The following is a 15,410-nucleotide window of genomic DNA, read 5'->3' as shown; positions in this document are numbered from 1 at the left end:
AATGCTCAGGGAAGTCTTCGTGGAATTCCACCACGCGTTCCGTCGACTGGCAGACCGCTACTTCCAGGTCGGGGGTCTTGAGGTGGAGTTGGGAGCGGGCATCGCGCCCATGCGCGATTCGTACCCGCACGTATTGGCCACGGACGTTGTCGCCAGCGAGAAACTCGACATGGCGCTCGATGCCCAGGCAATGAGCCTGGACGATGATTCGGTCAGGGCCTTTTATGGCCAGAACTGTTTTCACCACTTTCCTTACCCCGAGCGTTTTTTCACGGAGCTGGAAAGGACGCTCAGGATCGGCGGCGGGGCCATTCTGATCGAGCCCTTTCACGGCCCCTTTGCCGCGTTCCTCTATAAGCGCCTGTTCAAGTCCGAAGGCTTCGACATGCACTTCCCCTCTTGGGACACACCGGCGACCGGCCCCATGAACGGCGCCAACCAGGCCCTCAGCTACATCGTTTTCGTTCGCGACCGGCAGGCATTCGAGGGTAAGTACCCGGGCCTGGAGATCGTCCACCAGGAAATCTGCGGCAATTATCTGCGTTACCTGATTTCCGGCGGCCTGAACTTTCGCCAGCTATTGCCTGACGTATTCATCCCTGTGCTCAAGGTCATTGAAAAACTGCTGTATCCGCTGCGCCGGATACTGGCCTTGCACCACATCGTGGTGATCCGGAGGACGTCTTGACCTTTATCCGATACGGCGTCATCCAACTCGTGGCCTATGGGTTGGACATGGGGACGTTTTTGTTGCTGCTCGCGCTATTCGACAACCAACCCGTGCTGGCCAACGTCGCTGGCAAAGTCGTGGCCGGGACGTTCGCGTTCTTTTCGCATCGGCATTTCACATTCCAGTCGACACGCGTCGGCAGCAAGGCTCAAGCGCTGCGCTATTTTTCGTTGCTCGCCATCAATATTCCGCTCGCTTCGGTGCTGCTCAGCGCGGGGCTGTACCTCATCGATAACCCTGTCCCGGTGAAATTAGTCAGCGACGTGATCTGCGTAGCACTGACCTACTGGATCAGCAAGCGGTTCGTGTTTCGTACCGATACGCACCCGCCGGCTCCCGCTGACCGAGCCGAAGGCGCACGACCATGACGCTACTGATTACCGGCGCGACCGGCTACATCGGACGACGCTTGACTGCCCTCGCGGCGGCAAGCGGTCACGAAGTCATTTGCGCCACCCGCAAGCCGTGCCCTGCCCCCTATGCCTGGCTGCCTTATGACCTGCGGGGCCCGGCGCCCGAATGCCCGGCCGGAACTCAGGCGCTGATCCATCTGGCGGCCGACACGTCACCCGATACTGACACTAACGCGGACGCTGAAATAAACGCGGCCCTGGCGCTGATCGATTGCGCCCGACAAGGCTCGGCCAGGTTCATCTTCATTTCCAGCCAAACCGCCGGGGCCACGGCCCCGAGCGTTTATGGCCGGACCAAGTGGCGTATCGAGCAGCATGTGCTCGCCGCCGGGGGTACCGTGATCCGCCCCGGGCAAGTGTACGGCGGCCCCGAACGCGGGCTTTTTGGCCTGTTGACCGGGCTGGTTCGCCGGAGCCCGTTCATTCCGATCCTCATGCCAGCGCCTCGCGTGCAGCCCATCCATGTCGACGACCTCGCGGCCGCGATACTGGCCATCGCCGAGCGGGACGACGTTCATGGTGAGGTCCTCACGCTGGGTGCCGTAAAACCGATTGCCTTTGGGCGCTTCCTGAGCGCCATTGCGACGCACCGGGTCCGCGCCGTGCGCATGCCAATCCCTCTGCCGGTGGCATTGCTCAGGCTGTTGCGGCTGATACTCGGACGGTCCTTGAGCAGAAAACTGGGCCTGGAGCGGATCTTTTCCCTTATTCATCTGCCGCCCATGGACAGCGAGCGTTCCCTGGAAAAACTCGGCATCGCGTTGCGCCCCCTTGCCCACGGCATGCATCGCTCCGGCCATGGGCAACGTCGAGGCCTGCTACAGGAAGCGGCGGTGCTCTTGGGCTACCTGCTCAAGCGCCCGCCGCAAAAAAGCCTGGTAAGGCGCTATGCAAGGGCACTGGAGCGTGCGGGCAAAACCCGTCCCGTCATTCACTCACGCCTGCTGATGGGCTGGCCGATACTCTTGACGCTGCTGGACAACCCCGGCGTCCTGGGCACGCCCGAGGGCCAGGAACTGGCCTGGCGCCTGCAGGTTGCACTCGGTATCGCCGAAGCCAGCCCCCAAGGCGCGCAGGTGTTTCTCGGCACCCGGTGGCCGCACAGCCTTGTCGCCACGCTGGCTGCGTTGGGACTCACCTCGGTCAAAGCGTTGGTCTGGAAGATCGCGGCGTTGTCGTGCCGTGCTTGTGCCCGCCCGCTGCTGCTTGGAAGTGAAGCCCACCGTGAAGCCTGAGTTCGATGTGATCATTGTCGGCAGCGGCCCAGCCGGGACTTCGGCGGCCTATCCGCTGGTCAAGGCGGGCCTGCGAGTGCTCATGGTCGATGCCCAGGCCAACAGCGACTCACCGGCGCCGCCAACCCGGCCATTCCTCGGTGCCAGGGCCAACGACGCGCATCAGTGGAAATGGATGATCGGCGAAAACTTCCACGCCCTGGACCAACTGGACGCCGTATCGCCCAAGCTGAAGACGCCGACCCACGCCCATGTCTTCGAAGGGTTCAGCGCCGGCAATCGCATCGAGACCGAAAACTTCATCGGCATCGGATCACTGGCCACCGGAGGCCTGTCCAATGCCTGGGGTTGCGGCGTGGCAACGCTGGGCGCCGGTGACTTTGCCGGGCTGCCCATCGATTATTCCGAGATGCAGGCGTCCTACGAAACGATTGCGCGCCGGATCGGTATCAGTGGCCGGCTCAACGACGATCTCTCCAGCTACTTCGGTCTGGATGAGTGGTCGCAACCACCCCTGCCGCTGGACAACCTGCATCAGCGCTTGCTCGACCGCTACACCCGGCGCCGAGCGGTGTTTCCCGACCTGGGGTTTCGCCTTGGCCGTTCAAGGGTCGCCGCCTTGAGCCAGCCCCTCGACGAGCGCAAGGCCTGCGATCTTTCTGGAAACTGCTTGTGGGGCTGTCACCACCAAGCCTTGTACAGCGCCTCGCAAGAGCTGCGAAAACTCAAGCAATACCCTGGGTTCCAGCACGTCCAGAATTTCCTGGTGGAGGATCTGCTGAAACAGGACGACGCATGGACCATCACCGATCATCGCTCCGCCCGGCGCTTGCGCGGTGCGCGCCTGTTGCTGGCGGCCGGCACACTGGCCTCGACCCGGCTCGTCCTCAAGTGCCTGAACCATTCGGCACCGGTGCCGCTGCTGTCATCACCGACGGCGGCCTTCCTGCTATGGCTGCCAAGAATGCTCGGCACCCCTAGAGTGCCGGCATTTGGCCTGGGCCAGCTCTCGTTCACTCTGGAGTTGAAGTCCGGCGCCACAGCTTTCGGTTCGACGTTCAGCACCACGGGCTTGCCCATGACCGAGTTCGTCAGCCGGATTCCCATGAGCAAACGCTACAGCATCGAATTGCTGAGGAACCTGCTCAGCGCGTGCGTCGTCGGCAACCTCTTCCTTCCCGGGCAGCTGTCCAGCAACACGGCGGTGCTGCGCCCCGACGGTTCGTTGAGCATCACCGGCCAAGTGCATCCCGAGCTCCCCGGGATCATGAAAGCCGCCGAGACCAGGCTGCGCCGGATCTATTGGAAGATGGGCGCGCTGTTGATGCCCATGAGCTTCACCGTCGGCAGACCGGGAGCAGATATCCACTATGCGGGAACCCTGCCCATGCACTCGGCGCCGAAGATTGGCCAGACCGATCGCCTTGGCCAGGTCGCAGGCCTCGAGGGCGTGCATGTCGTCGACGGCGCCTGTCTGCCCAGCCTAACCGAGAAATCGCACACGTTGACCCTGATGGCCAACGCGGACCGGATAGCACGCTCTCTGACAACAATGATAGGAAATCAGCAGTCATGACCCGCAAAGTACTCTGCATCGTCGGTACACGCCCCGAAGCCATCAAGATGGCCCCGGTGATCAACGCCCTCAAGGCCGAGAAAAACATCGAGTGCCGGGTGCTCGCCACCGCCCAGCACCGCGGCCTGCTCGACCAGATACTGAAAGGCTTTGCGATCAATGCCGACCTCGACCTGGACATCATGCGTCCCAACCAGTCTCTGGCAGCGCTGACCTCACGCCTGCTGCGTGAACTCGACGGCGTTCTGCAAGCCGAGAAACCCGATGTAGTACTGGCTCAAGGTGACACGACCACCGTCATGAGCGCCGCACTGGCGTGTTTCTACCTGCGAATTCCCTTCGGCCATGTCGAAGCGGGCCTGCGTACCGGGGACTTGTACAATCCGTTCCCCGAGGAGGCCAACCGGGTGATCGCCGGCAAGCTGGCCCGCTGGCATTTCGCGCCGACCCAGGGCGCCGTGGCCAACCTGCTGGGCGAAGGTGTTGCCGCCAGCGATATCACCCTGACCGGCAATACCGTGATCGATGCCTTGCTGATGACCGCGGCACAGGACTCGGCCTTGACCGTCCCACTCGATGCGCACAGACGCATGGTGCTGGTGACCTGCCATCGTCGGGAAAACTTCGGCGAACCGTTCCAGGATATCTGCCAGGCACTCAAGCGCCTGGCAGAACGGAACCCGGACATCCAGATTCTTTATCCCGTCCACCCCAACCCGAACGTCAAGGACGTCGCGCATCAGTTGCTCGGCCGAACCCCGAACATCATCCTCTGCGCACCGCTGGACTACGCTCCGTTTGTCGCGGCAATCAAGCGCTCATACCTGATCATCAGCGATTCCGGGGGCGTGCAGGAAGAAGCCCCTGCCCTGGGTAAACCGGTGCTGGTACTCAGGACAGAAACCGAACGCCCCGAAGCGGTCGACCTCGGCGTGGTCAAGTTGGTGGGCGCCAATCGGGACACCATCGTTGAACAGGCACAGCATCTTCTGGATGACCCTGAGGCCTATCAGGGCATGGCGCGGGGCGTTTCCCCCTATGGCGACGGCAGGGCCGCAACGCGTATTGCCGACGTCCTGCGCCAGCACCTTCAGCCATGAGAATGATCTACCTGTCCCCGGTGCCATGGGCCAGTTTCAGCCAGCGCCCGCATCATTTCGTCAGCTGGTATCACCACCAGACTGGCGCACAGGTGCTCTGGATCGACCCCTATCCGACGCGCTTGCCCACGTTGAACGACATCAGGTCCAAGCCGCCTGTTGCCGATCAGCACAGCGTCACCGTTCCCCCCTGGTTGCACATTTGCAAACCCCGGAGCCTTCCCATTGAGCCGCTTCCAGGCTCGGCAATGCTACTCACGCAACTGTGGCGCAACCTGTTCAAGGAGACTGCGGCGTTTGCCGCCGCCGGCCCCTGCCTGATAGGTGTCGGAAAACCCTCCGAACTGGCCTTGCAACTGCTGGCACGCATGCCTGCAAGCCCTGCCGTCTACGACGCGATGGATGATTTCCCGGCCTTTTATCAGGGCCTGTCACGCCGGTCCATGGAGCGTCGCCAGGCGCAGCTTATTCGACGGGTAGACAGAGTGCTGGCCTCCTCCAGCCACCTGCGCAATAAACTCCTGGGCATGACCGACCAGGTGGAACTGGCCCTCAATGCCTGTGACGTGCGCGGACTGGCGCCGGTCGAAAGCCTGGACCTGGCCGCCAGACAACAGGTGCTTGGTTATGTCGGCACCCTGGGCCGTTGGTTCGACTGGGACCTGGTCACCGCGCTGGCCCAGGCCAACCCTGGAAACCGGATCCGGCTGATTGGCCCCGTCTTCACACCGGCGCCCTGCGTATTGCCCGCCAACATCGAGCTGCTACCCGAGTGTTCCCATGCCGATGCAATGACGGCCATGGCAACGTTTTCGGTAGGCCTGATTCCGTTCAAGCTCAACCGCCTGACCGCCTCGGTCGACCCGATCAAATACTACGAGTACCGCGCCCTCGGCCTGCCTGTCATCTCGACCCGCTTCGGTGAAATGGCCCTGCGCGACCGGGAGCCGGGCATCTGGATCGTGGATCAAGGGACTGACCTGCGCAACACTGTCGTTGCAGCGCTCGCCAGTCAAAGCGACCATGCCACCGTTCAGCAATTTCGTCAGGCGCATCTCTGGGCCAAGCGTTTTTCGGCGGTAGACCTCATGCCTGCCTCATTGGAGAAACCAGAAGTCTGGTAAATCATCCGGCAGCCACAAAGCCCCGCTGCAGGTCCTCGATCAACACCTCGACATCCTCCAATCCCACATGCAATCGCACCACCGGGTTCAACGCCCGATCCTCGGCGCTCTGCCGATCCTGGGTATCGGCAACGGTCACCAGACTCTCGAACCCACCCCAGGACGCCCCCAACCCGAACACCTGCAACGCATCGATAAAACGCTCCAGGTACGCGTCGTCATTTTCCCGAAGCTCAAAAGACAGCAGTCCATTGCTGCCCTTGAAGTCCCGCAACCACAGACCGTGACCGGGATGATCGGGCAGTGCTGGGTGGAAGACCCGTTTCACCTGCGGCTGCGCCTGCAACCAATGGGCGATCGCCAGTGCCTGGCGCTCATGAGTGTCGAGGCGTGGCGCCAGGGTGCGTGCGCCGCGCAGGACCAGATAGGCGTCGTCGGGGCTGACGGTGTTGCCGAAAGTGTCGCTCATGGCCGCCAGTGCTGGCCAAGCCTCCTGGCGCGTGCACACGCTGCCCATGACCACGTCGCTGTGGCCGCTCAGGTACTTGGTCAGGGCCATGATCGAGATATCTGCGCCCAACGCCAGCGGCCGGTACAGCACGCCCGAACCCCAGGTATTGTCCACCGCCAGCAGGATGCCGCGCGGCTTGCAGAGCGCGGCGATGGCCGGCAAGTCGCAGAGTTCGTACAGCAGTGAACCGGGCACTTCGGTGTAGACCATCCGGGTGTTGGCTTGCAGCCGTCCGGGGAGGTCGCTGCCGTCGGGGGCGAAATAGCCGACTTCTACGCCGAATGCTTCGAGGAAATCCCGGGCCACGCGGCGTACCGGCGCATACACCGCATCGGTGATCAGGACATGATCGCCGGGCCGCAGGTAGGCCAGGAAGGTTTGCGCCACGGCAGCCAACCCGGTACCGAACAGCCGGGTGCGGTAGCCGCCCTCCAGTTCGGTAATGAGGTCTTCGAGAGCGAAGGCCGTCGGGTTGCCGCGAGCGCCGTAGGTCAGCACTCGCTCGCTGTCGCGCCGGGAACGGGCGTCGCGCATCTGTGCGAGGTTGTCGAACAGCACCGTGCTCAAACGACTGACCGGCACATTGACGGACCGGGCACCGGTGCCCTTTTCGCTGCGCGCGCCATGGACCAGACGGGTGCGAATCCGCTCATCGGCAGCGCTTTGAGGCGGGCCCTGCAGCGGCTTGAGGCTGGCGATCTCCGCTTCGTTCATTTGCGCCAGCAGGCCGATTTCCCACGCCAGATACTGGCGCGCCGCGTCCTTGTTTCCGGAATGCCGGTCGTGAGTGAAAAACAGGAAATCAATGCACTGTTCATCCGGCAACGTGTCGGCGCCTTCTCGTAGCGCCAGGCCGGCCGAGCGCCACGCATCGACCCCGCCATCGAGCCAGTGAACATCGGTTCGCGATAGCTCCAGCGCCGCCACGGCCGCCAGCCGAGGATCATCGGCGACCAGCACCAGCGGCCGCCGCTCGCCCGCCAGCGCACCGGCCAGCAAGGGTCGGATCGACCAGCGCGCCCCAGCGATATGGCCTTTGCGATAGGCGCTGCTCGAACGCAGGTCGATCAGCGCCACCGCGTCATCCCTCAGGGCATCGGCCATGGCCTGCGCGCTGATACTGGGCAGTTCTGCTGGCGCGACGACGGCTGGAAGCGGTAACGCCAGGCCACTGCTCAATCCGCCCGACAATACAAAAGCTTCATGTCCGAGCTGCCGCAGCCAACTGGCGATAATCGGTGCACGCACGCCGTCGTTGTCAAACAGCACCACCCGCGCCTGACGAACGCCTATATACAGATCGGTGGATTGCACCAGCTGACCGCCTGGCGTGTGCTGCGCGCCCGGCAATGTGCCGGCGGCAAACTCCTCGGCGGTGCGCACGTCGCAGAGAAACAGGCTGCGCCCGGCCTCCGCCGCCCACCGCTCGACCTGGGCAGCGCCGACGGTCGGCACTCCGGCCCGATCGGCCAGGCGTGTCGCCGCCAGACGCTGCGTCGGCAATGTGGCGCCGGACACCTGGTCGGCGTAACGCCGTTGGCTGCCGTGCTCCAGGTGAAAATCTTCCAGATGCCAACCCTGCGTGCCGTTCTCCAGCGCATAGATCGGGTTTTTCAGACCGAGGTCGATCAGCGTCTGGGCGCCGATGATGCTGCGGGTCCGGCCGGCGCAATTGATCACGATGGGGGTCTGCTCGTCCGGCACCAGATCATGCACGCGGTACCCCAGCTCGCCATTCGGGCAGCAGATCGAACCGGGGATGGTCATCTTGCGATACTCCTCCAGCGGCCGGCCGTCGAGGATCACCAACGGCTCGCCCCGAGCCTGCCATTGCGCCAGTTGGCGAGCGCTGACGTGAGGCGTGTGACGGACCGCCTCCACCCGTTCGCCGAAAGCCTTGGACGGCACATGCACGCCAGCGAACAGCTGATAGCCGGCGGCCTGCCAACCGTCGGCGCCACCTTCCAGGATGTGCACGTTGGCGTAGCCCAGCGCGTGCAGGCGCTGCGCCGCGCGCTCCGCCAGGTCCCCGCCATCCTGGTCATGCAGCACCAACCGGACCTGAAGGTTTGGCGCCAGCCGTCGAGCCTCCAGCTCCAGGCGGCTATAGGGCAGGTTCACCCCGAAAAACAGATGGGCTTCGCCGTACTGGCCGTGCTCACGCACGTCAAACAGGGCGATTTCCTGCCCGTCGAACAACCACTGCTGCAGTTGCTGGGGAGTCAAGGTCTGGCTCATGGGAGTCCCGCTGGAAAAATTGAAAGACTGGAAGGCAAGAGGCCGTCAGGCGTAGGCCTTGATCGACGGCGCCATCTGCGAGGCGTTGTAGTTGAGGATTCGCCCATCAGCTTCGACGCCGTAACGGCCGTTGAGCGACTCCAGCGGCAGGCCATAAAGATGGAAATGCAGGGTCGGTTGCTCGCCTGCGACCCGAATGCCATGCAGGTCCTCGCCAAGGAAAGCGATGGAGGTTCCAGGCTGCACGATCACTTCCTTTTCCAAGTGCAGCGTGGTGAATCCGGGCTCGCGTCCTTCGTCATCACGCTGGTAGACGTAGTTGATTTCCTGGCCTTCGATGGCGCTGATGATGGCCCAGGTCTCATGGTTATGGGGGATGGTGCTCTTGCCCGGCAGCAGCGAGTTCAGGTACAGCGTCGGGGTGTCGCCGTCATCGTTGAGGCGATAGCGAAACGCGGTGCTGCCCTGCCCCGGCTGCGGCGCCGGGAACGCCTCGAAATTGAACAGGTCGCGGCGTTCGGCCAGGTCTTCCAGCAGCACGACGATCTGCTTGAGCGCGGCGCGGTCGACGCCACGCTGATGAATGACGCGCACTTGCTTGAGGAAGCCCTCGATCACATCGGCACGGTTACGGGTATTCATGGCAGGTTCCTTTTCAGACGGACAGGCTATAGCGGCTCAGGTTGGTCAACAGATACGGGTCGTCCTGGACGAGAGGCGGCCGGCGCCCCGGGTCGCCCAGGGCGTGGCGCAGGAATTCCCGGGTGCGCTCGCTGGCGGGATGCTGGAAGACTTGGGCGGCGCTACCGTGCTCGACGATCACGCCGTTCTCGGTGAAATAGACGACGTCGCTGATCTCTTCGGCGAAGCGCATTTCATGGGTCACCAGCACGCAGGTCATGCCCTCCTCGGTCAGCTCGCGAATCACCGTCAACACTTCGCCGACGGTTTCCGGATCCAGGGCCGAGGTCACTTCATCGAATAGAATCAGCTCCGGGCGCATCGCCAGCGCGCGGGCGATCGCCACGCGTTGCTGCTGGCCGCCCGAGAGTTGCCCCGGATAGGCGTCGGCCTTGTGCTCCATGCGCACCTTGGCGAGCAAGGCCCGCGCGTCCTTTTCGGCATCATTGCGGTTGCGGCCGAGCACCTTGCGCGGCGCGATCACCAGGTTCTCCAGTACCGACAGGTGCGGGAACAGGTTGTACTGCTGGAACACGAACCCGACGCGCTTGCGCAGTTCGATGCGCTGGGCCTCCTGGGCCAGCGTATGAACCTCGGTGGCACCGACACGGATGCTGCCACGCTGGGGCTGCAGCAGCCCGGTGATGCAACGCAGGATTGTCGACTTGCCCGAGCCGGACGGCCCGATGATCGACACGGCTTCGCCACGGCGTACGTCCAGGTCGATGCCCTTGAGCACCGGGTTGCTGCCGAACGACAGGTGCAGGTCGCGCAGGCTGACGAGGGGCTCGGCGACGGTTTCAGTAGAAGGCATAACGTCGCTCCAGGTATTGGGTAAGACGGGAAATCGGGTAGCAGTAGGCAAAGAACAGCACCAGCAGGCTCAGGTAGATCAGCACGGTGAAGCCCGTCAGGTTCACGGTGTTGCTGGCGATCTGCGCGGTATCGATCACGTCATGCACGCCCACCAGCGAGGCCAGCGCGGTGCCCATGGTGATCACCGCATAGAGGTTCATCCACGGCGGCAACATGCGCTTGAAGCACTGGGGCAGGATGATCGAGCGAAAAATCTGCCCACGGGTGAACGCCAGGGATCGCGCGGCCTCCCATTGGGTGCTGGGGATCGAGGCGATGGCGCCACGGAAGATTTCCGCGACATTCGCACTGGCTGGCAGGGCCAGGCCGAGGGTCACCTTGACCCAGTCGGGAAACGCGACATAGGCCGTGCCAATGCGAATCTCGAACGGGAACACATAGGTGGTGAAATAGATCAGCACCAGCCACGGCGCATTACGAAAGACCTGCACCCAGATCCGCGCCGGCCAGCGCAACACACGCAACGGCGAGAGCACCATGGCGCCTACCAGCAGCCCCATCACCGAGCCGAGACCGATGGCCAGCAGGCTGATGAGAATGTTCTGGCCAAACCCTGCGACCAACGCCGGCGACCATTGCCACAGCGCCTTGAGCACCGGGCTGTTCGGCGCGAGATAAGCCAGCCAGCACAGCGCTCCCAGCCCCAGCAGCAATTTGCCGAGATGGCGACGCGGCCAGGCCACGGGCAGGACAGCGGAGGAATCAATGGCCATAACCGGGCATCCTCAGGCGGGCTTCGAGCCAGCGCCCGACGCAATTGACGGTAAAACTCAGCAGGCCGAAAAACGCCAGGATCAAAATCATCAGCTCCAGCACGTTGTCGCTCTGGGTCCAGATCATGATCGCCGCGTAGGTGATGTCGCCCACCGCGATGGCCGAGGCCACGGCGGTCATTTTCACCAGGTCGATCAGGTTGTTGATCAGCGACGGCAAGGCAAAACGCAGGGCCAGCGGCAGTTGCACGCTCCACAACAATTGGCGGTGGTTGAAAGCCAATGAACTGGCCGCCTCCAGGGTCACCGTCGGCACCGCTTCGATGCCGGCACGCAGGGCCTCGGCATGGAAGGCGCCTTTGTGCAGCGAAATCACGATCACCACCCACGCGAAGGGCGTCAGCGGGTTGGCCGCGCCGACGGCCTGGGTCAACAGCATGTTCAATACCAGGAAGGCGCAATACAGCTGCACCAGCGTCGGCGTGTTGCGGGTGACTTCGATAAACACTCGCGCAGGTCTGGCCAGCCAAGGCTTGCCGGAGGTCAACAGGGCGGCCAATCCGACACCCGCCAGCAAGCTTCCGGCGATCGTCAGCAGGCACAACCACAGGGTAGTCAGCGCGCCCTGCTCCAGCGTGCCGCGCTGATAGGCGTCGAGCAGAAAGTTGTAGTTGAGGCCAAGCCCGGCGCTCCACTGGACGAGTCGCTCCAGCCAATGGCTCATGGTTCGCTCCTCAATTGGCCGCAGGCGTGGGCGATACGCCGACCCGCTTCGGCGACGGTTTCGGTCGCCGTGGCGATGGACAGGCGAAACCACGGCGACAAGCCATAAGCACTGCCCGCGACGCCGGCGACGCCCTCTTCCAGCAGATACGCAACCACATCGGCGTCGTGCTGCAGGCACTGGCCGTCCGGGCGATAGCGCCCCAGTAGCCCGGCGCAGCAGACAAAAACGAAAAAGCCGCCTTGAGGCTCAAGTACTTCCAGGCCTGCGACATCGCGCAAGCGGCTCACCAGCACATCGCGGCGCTGACGATAGGCCGCGACCTGTTCCGGGAGAAACTCCAGGCCGCCCTCGAACGCCGCCAGCGCCGCCGCCTGGCCGACCGAGGAAGCGCCGGAGGTGGATTGTGATTGCACCGCGCTCATGGCGTCGGTCAGCGCCTGCGGCCCGGCCCCGAAACCGATCCGCCAGCCGGTCATGGCATAGGTTTTCGAGACCCCGCCCACCATCAGGCACCGTGGTTGCAGATCCGGCGCGACATTGAGCAGGCTTTGGATGGCAAGCCCGTCGAAACGAATATGTTCGTAGAGTTCATCCAGCAGAATCAGCACGTCGGGATATCGGCGCAGCACCTGGGCCAGGCGTTGCAGTTCGGCTTCGCTGTACAGCGCACCGCTGGGGTTGCCAGGGCTGTTGAGGATCAGCCAGCGAGTGCGCTCGCCGATATGCTGCTCAAGCTGTCGTGGCGTGAGCTTGCAGCCCTGCTCCAACCCGCACTCGATGAAGACCGGCTCGCCGCCATTAAAACGCACGCTGTCCGGAAAAGATGGCCAGTACGGCGTCGGTACCAGCACTTCGTCGCCGTCATCGAGGGTCGCGGCGAAAGCGTTGAAAATGATCTGCTTCGCACCGTTGGCAATCACGATGGAGGCCAGCGGATAGTCCAGTTGGTTCTCCCTGCGCAGCTTGTGTTGCACCGCCACACGCAAGGCTTTCACGCCCGGCGTCGGGGTGTACTTGGTGGCCCCGGCTGCAATGGCGGCACAGGCCGCCTGTTTGATGTGCGCCGGCGTGTCGAAATCCGGCTCGCCGGTGGTCAGGTCGAGAATATCCCGACCGGCTTCACGCAGGGCCGTGGCGCGGGACTTGGCGGCGGCATTGGCGGACAGCGAGACACGCTGCACGCGCTGGGACAGATGAAGCGTCATGGCCGCGCCTCCTCCAGTACCTTGCCCGGATTGAGCAGATTGCGTGGGTCCAGCGCTTGCTTGATCCGGCGCATCAAGTCCAGTTCCACGGCACTTTTGTAGCGTCCCAACTCGTTCACCTTGCGCTGGCCGATGCCGTGTTCGGCGCTGATCGAGCCACCATGAGCATGGGCGCTGTCGTGCACCCGCTGACTGAGCGCGGCGTAATGGGCCATGTGTGCGTCAATCGTGGAGTCCAGCGGATGGGCAACGTTGTAATGCAGGTTGCCATCGCCCAGATGCCCGAAGGTGTAATGCCGCACGCCGGGAAAATGTTGCTGGAGCAACGCATCGGTATGGGCAACGAACGCGACGACCTGAGAAATCGGCACCGAGATGTCATGTTTCATGTTGCGACCGGCACGCTTTTGCGCATCGCTCATGTTCTCCCGCAGTTGCCAGAATGCCTGGCTCTGGACGAGGTTCTCGGCGATCAGCGCATCGGCCAGCAGCTGCTGTTCGAAGGCTTCGCCCAGCACCTGTTCGAAGATTTCCCGGGCATGGTTTTCGCTGTGGTTATCCGACAGCTCCAACAGCGCGAACCAAGGCTGGCGAGCATTGGCGAAGGGCCGCGGACCATCGGGAAACTGCTCGCGCAACAGCGCAAGACACTCGGCGCTCAGCAACTCGAACGCCGTCAGGCTGGCACCAAAACCGGCACGGGCATGGGACAACAACGCCACCGCCTGCTCCAGCGAGTCGAACGCCAGTAGCGCGGTGGCCTGGGCCTTGGGCAGCGGAAACAGCTTCAGCGTCGCGGCGGTGATAATGCCGAGCGTGCCTTCGCTGCCGATGAACAGGTCCCGCAGGTCGTAGCCGGTATTGTCCTTGCGCAAGCCGCGCAAACCGTCCCAGATTTCACCCTCGGCGGTCACGACTTCCAGGCCCAGGGTCAGTTCACGGGCATTGCCGTAGCGCAGCACCGCGGTGCCGCCGGCGTTGGTCCCCAGGTTGCCGCCGAGGGTGCAACTGCCTTCGGCGCCAAGGCTCAAGGGGAACAGGCGTCCGGCCTGGCGGGCAACGTCCTGGACGGTTTGCAGGATGCAGCCCGCCTCGACGGTGAGGGTGTCATTGTCGGTGTCCACGGCGCGGATCCGGTTCATCCGATCGAGCAACAGCAACACCGAGCGGCCGCTGGCATCCGGGGTGGCGCCGCCCATCAATCCGGTGTTGCCGCCCTGCACCACCACCGGCGTAGCCGTCGCGGCGCAAGCCCGGACCACCGCCGCGACTTCTTCGGTGCTACCCGGATGGACCGCGGCGATTACTCGCCCGACGTAACGCCCCTGTCTGTCGGTCAGGTACGGCGCGGCTTCCTCGCCGCGTTGCACATGCCTGGCGCCCAGCAGGGCCTGCAAGGTCGAAAAGAGTGAATGGCTCATGGCTGCGAGGCCAAGGGAGCCGCATCTTGATACCTGGCGTGCAGATCACGCAGGGCCTGGGACGGTGCCATGCCGGTGCGCTCGCCGAGTTCGATCAGCCAACCGCTGCGATGCCAGTCGCGCACGATGGCATCGAGTCTGGCCTGGGTGTCGTGCTCGCCCTTGCGCAGCCAGATCACCGAATTCGAAGGAATCAGGTCCCCCGGCAGCGGGATCTCAAAGCCTGACCACTCGGCTTCGCTCAACAGTGCGTGCATGGTCGGGCTCACGTGCACCGCAGCCACGCAGCCATTGCCGCGAAGCGACAACAGCGACTCAGACTGGCTGCGAAAAGCCTTGATCTGTGCGCCATAGCTTTCTTGCAGCGGCTTGATGAAATTGCTGCCCTGGGACACGCACACCGGTTTGCCCTTGAGGTCGGCCCATTGCGCTATGCCGGCCCCCTTGCGTATCAGCGCCGCGCCACCGACCTCTTCATAAGGTGTCGGCACGTAGTCGAGAATTTCGCCGCGTTCTTCGGTGAACTGCATGTTGGCGATCAGGATGTCGACTTTGCCCTGCTGCAAGAATTGCACGCGGTTCGGCGCAAGCACGGAAACAGTTTGCGTCTCCACCCCCAGCGCCTTGCCGATGCCCTGGGCCAACTCGACGTTGTAGCCCCGATGCTCGCCGGTCTTGGGGTCGATGGTGCCGAACGGCGCGCCGCTGAGCATCACCCCGACGCTGATGGCGTGGCGCTGCTCGATCTTGTCCAGCGTGGCGTCCGCCTGGGCCAGGCTGGCAGCGCAGCCGGCGGCCAAGGTCAGGCACAGGGCGGCCAGGGTTCGAGGGGAGAAAAATGAAGACATGGGCGATTACCT

Annotated in this window: 14 protein-coding genes; 6 read left to right on the top strand and 8 right to left on the bottom strand. The window is 63.6% G+C overall.

From position 1 onward, the window contains the following. The first annotated feature begins 19 nt into the window (after window positions 1-19). The 6 genes from M1E16_RS11500 to M1E16_RS11475 are packed head-to-tail and all read left to right on the top strand — an operon-like array spanning window position 20 to window position 6,178. Window positions 20-688: a class I SAM-dependent methyltransferase gene (locus tag M1E16_RS11500; protein WP_458129963.1), complete on the top strand. Its 669-nt coding sequence runs from the start codon at window positions 20-22 to the stop codon at window positions 686-688. After that, window positions 685-1,098, top strand: a complete 414-nt coding sequence (locus tag M1E16_RS11495) for a GtrA family protein (RefSeq protein ID WP_458129962.1) — start codon at window positions 685-687, stop codon at window positions 1,096-1,098. The genes M1E16_RS11500 and M1E16_RS11495 overlap by 4 nt, the downstream gene beginning before the upstream one ends. Further along, a complete protein-coding gene (locus M1E16_RS11490; protein WP_458129961.1) occupies window positions 1,095-2,378 on the top strand; it encodes an NAD-dependent epimerase/dehydratase family protein in 1,284 nt (427 codons plus the stop codon). The genes M1E16_RS11495 and M1E16_RS11490 overlap by 4 nt, the downstream gene beginning before the upstream one ends. Beyond that, window positions 2,368-3,954, top strand: coding sequence for a GMC oxidoreductase (locus tag M1E16_RS11485; RefSeq protein ID WP_458129960.1), 1,587 nt, complete (start codon window positions 2,368-2,370; stop codon window positions 3,952-3,954). The genes M1E16_RS11490 and M1E16_RS11485 overlap by 11 nt, the downstream gene beginning before the upstream one ends. Next, window positions 3,951-5,054: a non-hydrolyzing UDP-N-acetylglucosamine 2-epimerase gene (wecB, locus tag M1E16_RS11480; protein ID WP_458129959.1), complete on the top strand. Its 1,104-nt coding sequence runs from the start codon at window positions 3,951-3,953 to the stop codon at window positions 5,052-5,054. The genes M1E16_RS11485 and wecB overlap by 4 nt, the downstream gene beginning before the upstream one ends. Continuing rightward, the gene (locus tag M1E16_RS11475) at window positions 5,051-6,178 is read left to right on the top strand and encodes a glycosyl transferase (protein ID WP_458129958.1); all 1,128 of its coding nucleotides are present in this window, start codon (window positions 5,051-5,053) and stop codon (window positions 6,176-6,178) included. Before wecB ends, M1E16_RS11475 begins: the two co-directional genes overlap by 4 nt. A gap of 1 nt (window position 6,179) precedes the next feature. Here the strand turns inward: M1E16_RS11475 and metC are convergent, their stop codons facing one another. The 8 genes from metC to M1E16_RS11435 are packed head-to-tail and all read right to left on the bottom strand — an operon-like array spanning window position 6,180 to window position 15,398. Beyond that, window positions 6,180-8,927 carry a cystathionine beta-lyase gene (gene metC, locus M1E16_RS11470; RefSeq protein ID WP_458129957.1) on the bottom strand — a complete coding sequence of 916 codons (2,748 nt, stop codon included), beginning with the start codon at window positions 8,925-8,927 and terminating at the stop codon, window positions 6,180-6,182. 45 nt (window positions 8,928-8,972) lie between these two features. Beyond that, window positions 8,973-9,569 (bottom strand): cysteine dioxygenase, encoded by a 597-nt coding sequence (locus tag M1E16_RS11465; RefSeq protein WP_458129956.1) that lies wholly within the window; start codon window positions 9,567-9,569, stop codon window positions 8,973-8,975. Between the two features lie 13 nt (window positions 9,570-9,582). After that, window positions 9,583-10,422 (bottom strand): amino acid ABC transporter ATP-binding protein, encoded by an 840-nt coding sequence (locus tag M1E16_RS11460; RefSeq protein ID WP_458129955.1) that lies wholly within the window; start codon window positions 10,420-10,422, stop codon window positions 9,583-9,585. Then, the gene (locus M1E16_RS11455) at window positions 10,409-11,197 is read right to left on the bottom strand and encodes an amino acid ABC transporter permease (RefSeq protein WP_458129954.1); all 789 of its coding nucleotides are present in this window, start codon (window positions 11,195-11,197) and stop codon (window positions 10,409-10,411) included. The genes M1E16_RS11460 and M1E16_RS11455 overlap by 14 nt, the downstream gene beginning before the upstream one ends. Then, window positions 11,187-11,921 (bottom strand): amino acid ABC transporter permease, encoded by a 735-nt coding sequence (locus tag M1E16_RS11450; RefSeq protein ID WP_458129953.1) that lies wholly within the window; start codon window positions 11,919-11,921, stop codon window positions 11,187-11,189. The genes M1E16_RS11455 and M1E16_RS11450 overlap by 11 nt, the downstream gene beginning before the upstream one ends. Further along, on the bottom strand, window positions 11,918-13,129 hold the full coding sequence (locus M1E16_RS11445) for an aminotransferase class I/II-fold pyridoxal phosphate-dependent enzyme (RefSeq protein WP_458129952.1): 1,212 nt from the start codon (window positions 13,127-13,129) through the stop codon (window positions 11,918-11,920). The genes M1E16_RS11450 and M1E16_RS11445 overlap by 4 nt, the downstream gene beginning before the upstream one ends. Then, window positions 13,126-14,550 (bottom strand): FAD-binding oxidoreductase, encoded by a 1,425-nt coding sequence (locus M1E16_RS11440; protein ID WP_458129951.1) that lies wholly within the window; start codon window positions 14,548-14,550, stop codon window positions 13,126-13,128. Before M1E16_RS11440 ends, M1E16_RS11445 begins: the two co-directional genes overlap by 4 nt. Continuing rightward, complete coding sequence (locus M1E16_RS11435) at window positions 14,547-15,398, bottom strand: transporter substrate-binding domain-containing protein (RefSeq protein ID WP_458129950.1); 852 nt, start codon at window positions 15,396-15,398, stop codon at window positions 14,547-14,549. The genes M1E16_RS11440 and M1E16_RS11435 overlap by 4 nt, the downstream gene beginning before the upstream one ends. Window positions 15,399-15,410 lie beyond the last annotated feature (12 nt).

This window comes from Pseudomonas sp. Z2-11 (assembly GCF_054161305.1).
Note: the sequence above shows the minus strand (reverse complement) of the source record. Positions and strands in the feature narration are given on the sequence as shown.